Source organism: Streptomyces sp. NPDC107538, assembly GCF_055657445.1.
Genome location: NZ_JBVKAY010000002.1, coordinates 887,626 through 900,075, shown reverse-complemented (window position 1 = coordinate 900,075; position 12,450 = coordinate 887,626). Strand labels below are relative to the sequence as shown.

Annotated in this window: 12 protein-coding genes; 11 read left to right on the top strand and 1 reads right to left on the bottom strand. The window is 68.9% G+C overall.

Translation table 11 applies throughout. The features are described from left to right. Positions 1 to 43: 43 nt before the first annotated feature. Positions 44 to 883 (bottom strand): C40 family peptidase, encoded by an 840-nt coding sequence (locus tag ACZ7MG_RS09870; RefSeq protein WP_471385180.1) that lies wholly within the window; start codon positions 881 to 883, stop codon positions 44 to 46. Positions 884 to 1,565: 682 nt separating this feature from the next. Here ACZ7MG_RS09870 and ACZ7MG_RS09865 point away from each other — a divergent pair. The 11 genes from ACZ7MG_RS09865 to nuoK are packed head-to-tail and all read left to right on the top strand — an operon-like array spanning position 1,566 to position 12,435. Then, a complete protein-coding gene (locus ACZ7MG_RS09865) occupies positions 1,566 to 1,925 on the top strand; it encodes an NADH-quinone oxidoreductase subunit A (RefSeq protein WP_007383963.1) in 360 nt (119 codons plus the stop codon). Between the two features lie 14 nt (positions 1,926 to 1,939). Continuing rightward, the gene (locus tag ACZ7MG_RS09860) at positions 1,940 to 2,494 is read left to right on the top strand and encodes a NuoB/complex I 20 kDa subunit family protein (protein WP_003998928.1); all 555 of its coding nucleotides are present in this window, start codon (positions 1,940 to 1,942) and stop codon (positions 2,492 to 2,494) included. Continuing rightward, positions 2,491 to 3,234, top strand: a complete 744-nt coding sequence (locus ACZ7MG_RS09855; RefSeq protein WP_471385182.1) for an NADH-quinone oxidoreductase subunit C — start codon at positions 2,491 to 2,493, stop codon at positions 3,232 to 3,234. Before ACZ7MG_RS09860 ends, ACZ7MG_RS09855 begins: the two co-directional genes overlap by 4 nt. After that, positions 3,231 to 4,580: an NADH-quinone oxidoreductase subunit D gene (locus ACZ7MG_RS09850; protein ID WP_471385184.1), complete on the top strand. Its 1,350-nt coding sequence runs from the start codon at positions 3,231 to 3,233 to the stop codon at positions 4,578 to 4,580. Before ACZ7MG_RS09855 ends, ACZ7MG_RS09850 begins: the two co-directional genes overlap by 4 nt. A 29-nt stretch (positions 4,581 to 4,609) precedes the next feature. After that, entirely contained in the window at positions 4,610 to 5,467 is an 858-nt protein-coding gene (gene nuoE, locus ACZ7MG_RS09845) for an NADH-quinone oxidoreductase subunit NuoE (protein WP_471385636.1), read from the top strand. Then, complete coding sequence (gene nuoF / locus ACZ7MG_RS09840) at positions 5,467 to 6,822, top strand: NADH-quinone oxidoreductase subunit NuoF (protein WP_471385185.1); 1,356 nt, start codon at positions 5,467 to 5,469, stop codon at positions 6,820 to 6,822. The genes nuoE and nuoF overlap by 1 nt, the downstream gene beginning before the upstream one ends. Next, positions 6,819 to 9,323: an NADH-quinone oxidoreductase subunit G gene (locus tag ACZ7MG_RS09835; RefSeq protein ID WP_471385187.1), complete on the top strand. Its 2,505-nt coding sequence runs from the start codon at positions 6,819 to 6,821 to the stop codon at positions 9,321 to 9,323. Before nuoF ends, ACZ7MG_RS09835 begins: the two co-directional genes overlap by 4 nt. Then, complete coding sequence (gene nuoH, locus ACZ7MG_RS09830; protein WP_471385189.1) at positions 9,320 to 10,684, top strand: NADH-quinone oxidoreductase subunit NuoH; 1,365 nt, start codon at positions 9,320 to 9,322, stop codon at positions 10,682 to 10,684. The genes ACZ7MG_RS09835 and nuoH overlap by 4 nt, the downstream gene beginning before the upstream one ends. Continuing rightward, positions 10,677 to 11,279 (top strand): NADH-quinone oxidoreductase subunit NuoI, encoded by a 603-nt coding sequence (gene nuoI / locus ACZ7MG_RS09825; protein WP_471385190.1) that lies wholly within the window; start codon positions 10,677 to 10,679, stop codon positions 11,277 to 11,279. Before nuoH ends, nuoI begins: the two co-directional genes overlap by 8 nt. Then, a complete protein-coding gene (locus ACZ7MG_RS09820; RefSeq protein WP_471385192.1) occupies positions 11,276 to 12,139 on the top strand; it encodes an NADH-quinone oxidoreductase subunit J in 864 nt (287 codons plus the stop codon). Before nuoI ends, ACZ7MG_RS09820 begins: the two co-directional genes overlap by 4 nt. Then, complete coding sequence (nuoK, locus tag ACZ7MG_RS09815; RefSeq protein WP_009310327.1) at positions 12,136 to 12,435, top strand: NADH-quinone oxidoreductase subunit NuoK; 300 nt, start codon at positions 12,136 to 12,138, stop codon at positions 12,433 to 12,435. The genes ACZ7MG_RS09820 and nuoK overlap by 4 nt, the downstream gene beginning before the upstream one ends. Positions 12,436 to 12,450: the final 15 nt, after the last annotated feature.

Genomic DNA, 12,450 nt, shown 5'->3' with positions numbered 1-12,450 from the left:
GGGGAGAGCGGCCCTTCGGAAACGCCCTGGGCGACCGCGTGGGTCAGAGCACGCGCACCGCACCCGTCGCCGGGTAGCCGGAGAGGTCCTGGATCACGACGCCCTTGGAGGGGTTCGCCGCGTCGAGGTACTGGCCACCGCCGATGTAGACACCCACGTGGTAGGCGGAGCCCTTCGAGCCCCAGTACAGGATGTCGCCGACCTGCAGGTTGGACAGCGAGACCTCGGTGCCCTGCATCGACTGGTCCTGCGAGACCCGGGGAAGGTCCACGCCGACCTGCTTGAACGCGGCCTGCACGAGCGAGGAGCAGTCCCACGCGTTGGGGCCGGTGGCACCCATGACGTAGGCGTCGCCGAGCTGCGCCTTCAGGAAGCTGATCACCGTGCCGACGCTGCCGGTGGCGGGCGCCGTCGTGGTCGTCGTCGTCGACGCCGACGAGTTGGTCGTGAGGGTGGTCCGCTCACTGTCGCGCGAGGCGCGCTCGGCGGCGGCCTTGCGCTCGGCCTCCTCGGCGGCCTTCTTGCGGGCCTCTTCCTTCTTCGCCTTGGCGAGGTCCTTGTCGGCCTGCTTGGCCGCCTCTTCGGCGGCCGCGTCACGCTCGGCCTGCAGCTGGTAGTCGGCCGCCATCGCCTGCGTGGCGTCCGCCGACTGCGCGGCCTGCGTGGCCAGATCGGCCGTGAGGGTGGGCAGTTCGAGCGTCTGCGTCACCGGCTCCGCGGCGAACGCGGCCGTCGACGCGCCGGCCACGGCCACGGTGCTGAGAACGCCACCGGCGACTCCGGCGCGCATCGCGATCGAGGACGCGTTGCGGCGGGGCTTCCGGTGGCTGCGTATGTGAGCGGTGTGGGACATGGGTACAAGCGGTACCAGCGACTCCTCCATACCTTCAAGAAACGTGTGCTGCGCCACAGTTGTTCAACGCAGGCGCCAAATTTCCTGTGCGTCACTCTTTATTGACGCCGTAACGGGCATAGCGGACACGGTCGAACAAGCCTTTGATCATGCGCTTTCGTGATTACGCCCGAATTGCCCTGCGCTTACCACCGATCGCAGCGAGTGGCCAAGGCCGGTTGATTTGATCTCGCTCCGATGTGGCGCAGGTCACGGAACGGTCACCCGCGACGCTCGTGAACGCGTGCACGCGTCCACATCGGTCGCCGGACCTCCCTCCGGGGTGTGAACGCCGCGCTCTATCAAGCACCCCCGTCCAGCACCAATTTGCATGCGTCGGAACTCTCTTGATATAGAGACGCCCTGCGTGACCAGCGGTAACGCTCGAAAATGTCACTTCTGGTGATCAGTCTGGCGCTTCATGTATGAAGATCGCCGCTCATCCGACTTCATGATCCTTCGTCAGGTGGTGGAGATCACAAACTCGGTCCCGTATCCCGTGTCGCAGATCACAGACCGGCAGGCATAGGATGCGGGGCAGTTGGGCTTGTGACCTGCTTCACATGTTCGCGATCTTCGTCGGGACGGGCGGAGTTCGTGGAACCGGTGGGGCGGGGAGCGGGGCCCACGCCATCCGCCAGCAGTCAGTGCCGACTGAGAGGAGCGAGGAGCGGTGAACGCTTATGCGCCCATCCTCGTACTGGGAGCCCTCGGGGCAGGCTTTGCGATCTTCTCCGTGGTCATGGCCACGCTGATCGGCCCGAAGCGCTACAACCGGGCCAAGCTAGAGGCCTACGAGTGCGGGATCGAGCCCACCCCCACGCCGGCGGGCGGCGGGCGTTTCCCGATCAAGTACTACCTGACGGCGATGCTCTTCATCGTCTTCGACATCGAGATCGTCTTCCTCTACCCCTGGGCCGTCACCTTCGACGCCCTGGGTGTTTTCGGGCTCGTGGAGATGCTGCTCTTCGTGCTCACCGTCTTCGTCGCCTACGCGTACGTCTGGCGGCGCGGCGGCCTGGAATGGGACTGAGGGGCCTTTAGACCATGGGACTCGAAGAAAAACTGCCGAGCGGTTTCCTGCTGACCACCGTCGAGCAGGCCGCGGGCTGGGTACGCAAGGCATCCGTCTTCCCCGCCACCTTCGGCCTCGCCTGTTGTGCCATCGAGATGATGACCACGGGCGCGGGGCGCTACGACCTGGCGCGCTTCGGCATGGAGGTGTTCCGGGGCTCGCCGCGTCAGGCGGACCTGATGATCGTGGCCGGCCGGGTCAGCCAGAAGATGGCGCCGGTGCTGCGGCAGGTCTACGACCAGATGCCCAATCCCAAGTGGGTGATCTCCATGGGGGTCTGCGCGTCGTCCGGCGGCATGTTCAACAACTACGCGATCGTCCAGGGCGTCGACCACATCGTCCCCGTCGACATCTACCTCCCCGGCTGCCCGCCACGGCCCGAGATGCTGATGGACGCGATCCTCAAGCTCCACCAGAAGATCCAGACGTCCAAGCTCGGCGTGAACGCCGAGGAAGCGGCCCGCGAGGCGGAGGAAGCGGCCCTCAAGGCGCTCCCCACCATCGAGATGAAGGGGCTGCTGCGATGAGCGACGCGAGCGGCACCGGCGGACCCAACCCCGAGAGGGACCTCTCCGCCTCCAACCTCCCCGGTCAGCGCGGCGACGGCGGTGAGGAGATCCGCGTCCAGCGCGGCATGTTCGGCGCGAACAACGGCGGCGACACCTCCGGCTACGGCGGCCTGGTCCGCTCCATCCGCCTCCCCGGCTCCGCGAACCGCCCCTACGGCGGCTGGTTCGACGAGGTCGCCGACGAGCTGGAGGGCGCCCTGGAGGAACAGGGCCTCGTCCCCGAGAACGTGATCGACAGGACGGTCGTCGACCGTGACGAGATCACCTTCCACATCGAGCGCGAGTATCTGCCGCGCGTCGCCCGGACCCTCCGCGACGACCCGGCCCTCCGCTTCGAACTGTGCACCGGCGTCTCCGGCGTCCACTACCCCGGCGACAAGGGCCGCGAGCTGCACGCCGTCTACCACCTGCGCTCGATCACCCACAACCGGCTGATCCGCCTGGAGGTCTCCGCCCCCGACGCCGACCCGCACATCCCGTCGCTCGTCCCCGTCTACCCGACCAACGACTGGCACGAGCGCGAGACGTACGACTTCTTCGGCATCGTCTTCGACGGCCACCCCGCGCTGACGCGGATCATGATGCCGGACGACTGGCAGGGCTTCCCGCAGCGCAAGGACTATCCCCTCGGCGGCATCCCCGTCGAGTACAAGGGCGCCCAGATCCCGGCTCCGGACCAGCGGAGGTCGTACTCATGAGCACGCAGCACGCATCCGCCGCCTCGGACACCTCCGCCGCCTCGGCGCGCGAGACCACCGAGGGCACCGTCTACACGGTCACCGGCGGCGACTGGGACGAGGTCGCCGAGACCGCGGCCCGTTCCGACGACGAACGCATCATCGTCAACATGGGTCCCCAGCACCCTTCCACCCACGGGGTGCTCCGGCTCATCCTGGAGATCGACGGCGAGACCGTCACCGAGGCCCGCTGCGGCATCGGCTACCTCCACACCGGCATCGAGAAGAACCTCGAGTACCGCACGTGGACGCAGGGCACCACGTTCGTGACGCGCATGGACTATCTGACGCCGTTCTTCAACGAGACGGCGTACTGCCTCGCCGTGGAGAAGCTCCTCGGCATCGAGGACCAGATCCCCGACCGCGCCACGATCATCCGGGTGCTCCTCATGGAGCTGAACCGGCTCTCCTCCCACCTGGTGTGCATCGCCACCGGCGGCATGGAGCTGGGCGCCACCACGATCATGATCTACGGCTTCCGTGATCGTGAACTGATTCTCGACATCTACGAGCTGATCACCGGCCTGCGCATGAACCACGCGTACATCCGGCCCGGCGGACTCGCCCAGGACCTGCCGCCCGGCGCGGTGGACCAGATCCGCGAGTTCGTGAAGAAGATGCAGAAGAACCTGCCCGAGTACGACAAGCTCGCCACCGGGAACCCCATCTTCAAGGCCCGTATGCAGGACGTCGGCTACCTCGACCTCTCCGGCTGCATGGCCCTCGGCGCCACCGGCCCGATCCTGCGCTCCGCCGGCCTCCCGCACGACCTGCGCAAGGCCCAGCCGTACTGCGGCTACGAGACGTACGACTTCGACGTCCCGACCGCCGACACCTGCGACTCCTACGGCCGCTTCCTGATCCGCCTCGAAGAGATGCGCCAGTCCCTGCGGATCGTCGAACAGTGCCTGGACCGGCTGCAGCCCGGCCCGGTCATGGTCACCGACAAGAAGATCGCCTGGCCCGCCCAGCTCGCCCTGGGACCCGACGGACTCGGCAACTCCCTGGACCACATCAAGAAGATCATGGGCACCTCCATGGAGGCCCTGATCCACCACTTCAAGCTGGTGACCGAGGGCTTCCGCGTCCCGCCGGGACAGGCGTACGCGGCGGTCGAGTCGCCCAAGGGCGAACTCGGGGTGCACGTCGTCTCCGACGGAGGCACCCGCCCCTTCCGGGTCCACTTCCGGGACCCGTCCTTCACCAATCTGCAGGCCATGGCGGCGATGTGCGAGGGCGGCCAGGTCGCCGACGTCATCGTCGCCGTCGCGTCCATCGACCCCGTGATGGGAGGCGTCGACCGGTGACCACCACCCCCGAGGGCGTCAGCCTGGGCATGCCCCAACTGCCCGCGCCCGACTTCCCGGCCGACGTCCGGGCCCGGCTGGAGCGGGACGCGGCCGACGTCATCGCCCGCTACCCGGACTCCCGGTCCGCCCTGCTGCCGTTGCTGCATCTCATGCAGTCGGAGGAGGGCCATGTCACCCGCACCGGTATGCGGTTCTGCGCCGAGGTGCTCGGTCTGACCACGGCCGAGGTCACCGCGGTCGCCACCTTCTACTCCATGTACCGCCGCAAGCCCTCCGGCGACTACCAGGTGGGCGTCTGCACCAACACCCTGTGCGCGGTCATGGGCGGCGACGCGATCTTCGAGGCGCTGCAGGACCACCTCGGGGTCGGCAACGGCGAGACCACCGGCGACGGCAAGGTCACCCTGGAGCACATCGAGTGCAACGCGGCCTGCGACTTCGCGCCGGTCGTGATGGTCAACTGGGAGTTCTTCGACAACCAGACCGTCGACAGCGCCAAGCGTCTCGTCGACGACCTGCGCGCGGGGGCCGAGGTCGAGCCCACGCGCGGGGCGCCGCTGTGCACCTTCAAGGACACCGCGCGGATCCTCGCCGGCTTCCCCGACGAGCGGCCAGGGGCCGTCGAGGCGAGCGGCGGTGCGGGACCCGCGTCGCTGGTCGGCCTCCGCCTGGCCAGAGGAGAGACCGGACCCGCGCGCGTGGTCCATCCGCGGGACGGCGGCCCGAACGACGAGCCGCAGGACAAGAAGGCGCGCGAGGCGCAGGGCGGAAAGGTGCACGAGCCGTCGCCGACCGAGCACCTCAGCTCGCACGACGCGCCGCAGCAGACATCGGCCTCCGACCCGGCCCACCCGGCGGGGCCCGCCGCCGAGGAGGGGGAGTGATGACATTGGCACCCGAGATCAAGGGCACCAGCCCGGAGAAACTGCTCGCACCCGTGCTGTCGGCCTTCTGGGACGAGGACAGGCCATGGTCGCTCGATGTCTACCGAAGGCACGAGGGGTACGAGGGGCTGCGCAAGGCGCTCGCCATGTCACCGGACGACGTCATCGCGTACGTCAAGGAGTCGGGACTGCGCGGCCGTGGCGGCGCGGGATTCCCGACCGGAATGAAATGGCAGTTCATTCCCCAGGGTGATGGAAAACCACATTATCTAGTTGTCAACGCCGACGAGTCGGAGCCCGGAACGTGCAAGGACATTCCGCTCCTCTTCGCGAACCCGCATAGCCTCATCGAGGGCATTGTCATCGCCTGTCATGCCATCAGGTCTTCGCATGCCTTCATCTATCTGCGTGGTGAAGTCGTCCCCGTCCTGCGGCGGTTGCATGAGGCCGTACGTGAGGCCTACGAGGCCGGCTTCCTCGGCGAGAACATCCTCGGCAGCGGACTCGACCTCCAGCTCACCGTGCACGCCGGCGCCGGCGCGTACATCTGTGGTGAGGAGACCGCACTGCTCGACTCGCTCGAAGGCCGCCGTGGTCAACCGCGGCTACGCCCCCCCTTCCCTGCTGTCGAGGGCCTCTATGCGTGCCCGACTGTCGTGAATAACGTCGAATCGATCGCGTCAGTTCCCGCCATCCTGCAAAAAGGCAAGGAATGGTTCAGGGCGATGGGCAGCGAGAAGTCCCCCGGCTTCACGCTCTACTCGCTCAGCGGCCATGTCGCGAGCCCCGGCCAGTACGAGGCACCGCTCGGCATCACCCTCCGCCAACTCCTGGAGATGAGCGGTGGAATGCGGCCCGGCCACCGCCTCAAGTTCTGGACGCCCGGCGGCTCCTCGACGCCGATGTTCACCGACGAGCACCTCGACGTCCCCCTGGACTACGAAGGAGTGGGCGCCGCGGGTTCCATGCTCGGCACGAAGGCACTCCAGTGCTTCGACGAGACCACCTGCGTCGTGAGGGCCGTCACCCGCTGGACCGAGTTCTACGCCCACGAGTCCTGCGGCAAGTGCACCCCCTGCCGTGAAGGCACCTACTGGCTCGTGCAGTTGCTGCGCGACATCGAGGCCGGCAAGGGCGTCATGAGCGACCTCGACAAGCTGAACGACATCGCCGACAACATCAACGGCAAGTCCTTCTGCGCCCTCGGCGACGGCGCCGCCTCGCCGATCTTCTCCTCCCTCAAGTACTTCCGCGCGGAGTACGAGGACCACATCACGGGCCGGGGCTGCCCCTTCGACCCGGCCAGGTCGACCGTCTGGGCCGACAAGGACAAGCACGCGGAGGTGAACGCATGACCGTGACCACGAGCGCTCCCTCCGGGGGCGGGGAGGCAGCGGTCCCGCCGGAGGATCTCGTCTCGCTGACGATCGACGGCGCCGAGATCAGCGTGCCCAAGGGCACCCTGGTCATCCGGGCCGCCGAGCAACTCGGCGTGGAGATCCCCCGCTTCTGCGACCACCCCCTCCTGGACCCGGTCGGCGCCTGCCGGCAGTGCATCGTCGAGGTCGAGGGCCAGCGCAAGCCCATGGCGTCCTGCACGATCACCTGTACGGACGGGATGGTCGTCAAGACTCATCTGACCTCTCCGGTCGCGGAGAAGGCCCAGAAGGGTGTGATGGAGCTCCTGCTCATCAACCACCCGCTGGACTGCCCGGTCTGCGACAAGGGCGGCGAGTGCCCCCTGCAGAACCAGGCGATGTCGCACGGCCACGCCGAGTCCCGCTTCGAGGGCCGCAAGCGGACGTACGAGAAGCCCGTCCCGATCTCCACGCAGGTCCTCCTCGACCGCGAGCGGTGCGTGCTGTGCGCCCGCTGCACCCGGTTCTCCAACCAGGTCGCGGGCGACCCGATGATCGAACTGCTTGAGCGGGGCGCCCTCCAGCAGGTCGGCACCGGCGAGGGCGACCCCTTCGAGTCGTACTTCTCCGGCAACACCATCCAGATCTGCCCCGTCGGCGCGCTGACCTCGGCGGCGTACCGATTCCGCTCCCGTCCCTTCGACCTCGTCTCCTCGCCGTCCGTGTGCGAGCACTGCTCCGGCGGCTGCGCGACCCGCACCGACCACCGGCGCGGCAAGGTCATGCGGCGGCTCGCGGCGAACGACACCGACGTCAACGAGGAGTGGATCTGCGACAAGGGGCGCTTCGCGTTCCGCTACGCGCAGCGCCCGGACCGCCTCACCACCCCCCTCGTCCGCAACGCCGACGGCGTCCTGGAACCCGCGTCCTGGCCGGAGGCCCTGGAGGTGGCCGCCCGGGGACTCCTCGCCGCGCGCGGCCGGGCCGGCGTCCTCACCGGCGGCCGGCTCACCGTCGAGGACGCCTACGCGTACAGCAAGTTCGCGCGCGTGGCCCTCGACACCAACGACATCGACTTCCGCGCGCGCGTGCACAGCGGCGAGGAGGCCGACTTCCTGGCCGCCCGGGTCGCCGGACGCGGCCACGACCTCGACGGTACGGGTGTCACGTACGCCTCGCTGGAGAAGGCGCCCGCGGTCCTGCTGGTCGGGTTCGAGGCCGAGGAGGAGGCGCCCGGCGTCTTCCTGCGGCTGCGCAAGGCCTGGCGCAAGCACAAGCAGCAGGTGTACTCGCTGGCCACGCACGCCACCCGGGGCCTCGGCAAGGCCGGCGGCACGCTGCTGCCCGCCGCGCCCGGCACCGAGACCGAGTGGCTGGACGCCCTCGCCAGCGGCTTCGGCCTGGACGACGACGGCACCAGGGCCGCCGAGGCGCTGCGCAGCGAGGGCGCCGTGATCGTCGTCGGGGAGCGCCTCGCGGCCGTCGCCGGCGGGCTCACCGCCGCCGTCCGGGCCGCGTCCCTGACCGGCGCGAAGCTGGTGTGGATCCCGCGCCGGGCCGGGGAGCGCGCCGCCGTCGAGGCGGGCGCGCTGCCGTCGGCGCTGCCGGGCGGCCGCCCGGCCACCGACCCGCGCGCGCGGGAGGAGGTCGCCGCCGCCTGGGGCGTCGCCGAACTCCCCGCGCGCTACGGCCGGGACACCGGGCAGATCGTCGAGGCCGCCGCCACCGGAGAGCTCGGGGCCCTGGTGGTGGCGGGTGTGGAACTCGCCGATCTGCCCGACCCGGCACGCGCGCGTGAGGCACTGTCCGCGGTGGGCTTCCTGGTGTCACTGGAGCTGCGGCCCAGCGAGGTCACCGACCGCGCGGACGTCGTCCTTCCGGTCGCCGCCGTCGCCGAGAAGGCGGGCACCTTCCTCAACTGGGAAGGCCGCGTGCGGATGTTCGAGGCCGCGCTGAAGCCCGACCAGATGACCCGCCGGGTGGCTCCCACCGACGGGCGGGTCCTGCAGATGCTGGCCGACGCCATGGACGTCCACCTGGGGCTGCCGGATCTGCGCACCACGCGCGCGGAGCTGGACCGCCTCGGGGCGTGGGACGGGGCGAGGGCCACCGAGCCGGTGGAGGTCGGGGCCGCACTGCCGCGCCCGGCCGCCGGAGAGGCCGTCCTCGCCGGGCACCGGCTGCTGCTCGACCAGGGCCGCCTCCAGGACGGCGACGACGCGCTCGCCGGGACCCGGCACGCCGCCCGCGCGCGCGTGTCCGCCGCCACGGCCGCCGAGGCCGGCGTCAAGAACGGCGACGTCCTCGCGGTCAGCGGCCCCGCCGGGGTCGTCGAACTGCCGCTGCAGATCACCGAGATGCCCGACCGTGTGGTCTGGCTGCCGTTGAACTCCACCGGCTCGGGCGTCGCCTCCGACACCGGGGCACTGCCCGGCGCACTCGTCCGTATCGGCCCCGCGACCCTCACGGCCGAGGCCCCCGAGGAGGTGGAGGCGTGAGCCCCTTGTACCTCGCCGCGGAAGACCTCTCGATGTTCGGCCGCGACCCCTGGTGGCTGGTCGTCGTCAAGGCGGTGTTCTGCTTCGCCTTCCTGATGATCACCGTGCTGTTCTCCATCGTGTGGGAACGCAAGGTCGTCGCCTGGATGCAGCTGCGCATCGGCCCCAACCGGCACGGCCCCTGGGGCATGCTCCAGTCCCTCGCCGACGGCATCAAACTGATGCTGAAGGAAGACGTCATCGTCAAACGCGCGGACAAGGTCGTCTACGTCCTCGCACCGATCGTCGCGGCCATCCCGGCCTTCATGGCGATCGCGGTGATCCCCTTCGGCCCCGCCGGCAACGAGATCTCGATCTTCGGCCAGCGCACCACGATGCAGCTCACCGACCTGCCGATCGCGATGCTCTACATCCTCGCGGTCGCCTCCGTTGGCATCTACGGCATCGTCCTCGCGGGCTGGAGCTCCGGCTCCACCTACCCGCTGCTCGGCGGCCTCCGTTCCTGCGCGCAGATGATCTCGTACGAGATCGCCATGGGCGCCGCGTTCGCCTCCGTCTTCCTCTACTCCGGGTCGATGTCGACATCGGCGATCGTGGAGGCGCAAGCGGACCGCTGGTACATCGTGCTGCTGCCGGTCTCGTTCGTGATCTACATCGTGACCATGGTCGGCGAGACCAACCGCGCCCCGTTCGACATGCCGGAGTCCGAGGGCGACCTGGTCGGCGGCTTCAACACCGAGTACTCGTCGATCAAGTTCGCGATGTTCATGCTCGCCGAGTACGTCAACATGGTGACTGTCTCCGCCGTGTCGGTGACGCTCTTCCTCGGCGGCTGGCGGGCCCCCTATCCCATCAGCACCTTCTGGGAGGGCGCCAACCACGGCTGGTGGCCGATGCTCTGGTTCGTGGTGAAGGTGCAGCTGCTGCTGTTCTTCTTCATCTGGCTGCGCGGCACCCTCCCGCGCGTCCGCTACGACCAGCTGATGAAGCTCGGCTGGAAGGTGCTCCTCCCGGTCTCCGTGGTCTGGCTGATGCTCGTCGCGACCGTACGGACCCTCAGGAACGAGAACTACGACTTCGCCGAGATCGCCCTGTACGTGGCCGGCGCCGTCATCGTCCTGTTCCTGCTCTCCGTCGTCGCCGACATGTTCCGCGACCGGCGCGAGGCACAGGAACAGCCCGCGGAACCGGCCGGCTTCGACCCGATGGCCGGCGGATTCCCCGTACCGCCCCTGCCCGGACAGACCCTCCCGCCGGTGCCGCGCAGGCGCCCGCGACGGGAGCGGGAGCTGATTGTCAGTGGTGGGTCCGATACTGAGAGTGACGGATCTTCGAATGGGAGGGAGGCGTCCGATGGCTGAGGAGCCGAAAGAGAACAAGCAGGGGTTCCAGAACCCCGTCGCCGGCTTCGGCGTGACCTTCAAGGCCATGTTCAAGAAGCGGCTGACCGAGCAGTACCCGGAGCAGCAGAAGATCACGGCCCCGCGGTTCCACGGCCGGCACCAGCTCAACCGCCATCCGGACGGCCTGGAGAAGTGCGTCGGCTGCGAGCTGTGCGCCTGGGCGTGTCCCGCCGACGCCATCTATGTGGAGGGCGCCGACAACACGGACGAGGAGCGCTACTCCCCGGGCGAGCGGTACGGCGCCGTCTACCAGATCAACTACGCCCGCTGCATCCTGTGCGGCCTGTGCATCGAGGCGTGCCCCACGCGCGCGTTGACGATGACCAACGAGTTCGAGCTGGCGGACTCCAGCCGCGCCAACCTCATCTACACCAAGGAACAGCTGCTCGCCGGTCTTGAGGAGGGCATGGTCGACTCGCCCCACTCGATCTTCCCGGGCACCGACGAGCAGGACTACTACCGGGGACTGGTCACCGAGGCCGCGCCCGGCACGGTGCGCCAGGTCGCCGTCTCCCGGGGCGAGAAGCCGGAAGGGGAGGAGGTCCAGGCATGAGCGCGCAACTCGCCGCCTACACCACCTCCACCGGTGAGGCGTTCCAGTTCTGGGTGCTCGGCACGATCGCGGTGATCGGGGCCCTGTGCACCGTCTTCATGAAGAGGGCCGTGCACAGCGCCCTCTGCCTCGCCGGCACGATGGTGATCCTGGCGGTGTTCTATCTCGCCAACGGCGCCTACTTCCTGGGCGTCGTGCAGATCGTCGTCTACACCGGCGCGATCATGATGCTGTTCCTGTTCGTGGTGATGCTCGTCGGTGTCACCGCGGCGGACTCCCTGAAGGAGACCATCAAGGGCCAGCGCTGGCTGGCCCTGCTGTGCGGCGCCGGCTTCGGCATCCTGCTGATCGCGGGCATCGGCAACGCCTCGCTGACGGAGTTCAACGGCCTCGGCACCGCCAACGCGGGCGGCAACGTGGAGGGCCTCGCGGCCCTGATCTTCACCGACTACGTGTTCGCCTTCGAACTCACCGGCGCCCTGCTCATCACGGCCGCCGTCGGCGCGATGGTCCTCACCCACCGTGAGCGCACCGAGCGCGCCAAGACCCAGCGCGAGCTGGCCGAACAGCGCGTACGCGAGGGCAAGCACCTTCCGCCGCTGCCGGCCCCCGGCGTCTACGCCCGGCACAACGCGGTCGACATCGCGGGCCTGCTGCCCGACGGCACCCCGTCCGAGCTGACCGTCAGCAAGACCCTCCGGGACCGGGGCCAGATCCGCGACGTGTCGACCGAGGCACTCAACGACCTCAAGGCCCTGGAGCAGCGCGCCGAGGACCGCCTGGAGCGCACCAACAGCGGCGCCGCTGGAAACGGCGGAAACGGCCGGAACGGCAGCGACAGCGGGGAGGCATCGAAGTGAATCCCGTCAACTACCTGTATCTCGCCGCCCTGCTGTTCACGATCGGCGCCACCGGCGTCCTGATCAGACGGAACGCGATCGTGGTGTTCATGTGCGTCGAGCTGATGCTCAACGCCTGCAACCTCGCCCTGGTCGCCTTCTCCCGGATGCACGGCAATCTCGACGGCCAGATCATCGCCTTCTTCACGATGGTCGTCGCCGCCGCGGAGGTCGTGGTCGGACTCGCGATCATCGTGTCGCTGTTCCGGTCCCGCCACTCGGCCTCGGTCGACGACGCCAGCCTGATGAAGCTGTAAGGGGTCGGAAGAAAC

Excerpts from the sequence above, each read along its gene's own strand:
- ACZ7MG_RS09870 (WP_471385180.1), bottom strand. The coding sequence starts at position 883 with ATGGAGGAGTCGCTGGTACCGCTTGTACCCATGTCCCACACCGCTCAC.
- ACZ7MG_RS09860 (WP_003998928.1), top strand. The coding sequence starts at position 1,940 with ATGGGACTCGAAGAAAAACTGCCGAGCGGTTTCCTGCTGACCACCGTC.
- ACZ7MG_RS09855 (WP_471385182.1), top strand. The coding sequence starts at position 2,491 with ATGAGCGACGCGAGCGGCACCGGCGGACCCAACCCCGAGAGGGACCTC.
- ACZ7MG_RS09850 (WP_471385184.1), top strand. The coding sequence starts at position 3,231 with ATGAGCACGCAGCACGCATCCGCCGCCTCGGACACCTCCGCCGCCTCG.
- nuoE (WP_471385636.1), top strand. The coding sequence starts at position 4,610 with ATGCCCCAACTGCCCGCGCCCGACTTCCCGGCCGACGTCCGGGCCCGG.
- nuoF (WP_471385185.1), top strand. The coding sequence starts at position 5,467 with ATGACATTGGCACCCGAGATCAAGGGCACCAGCCCGGAGAAACTGCTC.
- ACZ7MG_RS09835 (WP_471385187.1), top strand. The coding sequence starts at position 6,819 with ATGACCGTGACCACGAGCGCTCCCTCCGGGGGCGGGGAGGCAGCGGTC.
- nuoI (WP_471385190.1), top strand. The coding sequence starts at position 10,677 with ATGGCTGAGGAGCCGAAAGAGAACAAGCAGGGGTTCCAGAACCCCGTC.
- ACZ7MG_RS09820 (WP_471385192.1), top strand. The coding sequence starts at position 11,276 with ATGAGCGCGCAACTCGCCGCCTACACCACCTCCACCGGTGAGGCGTTC.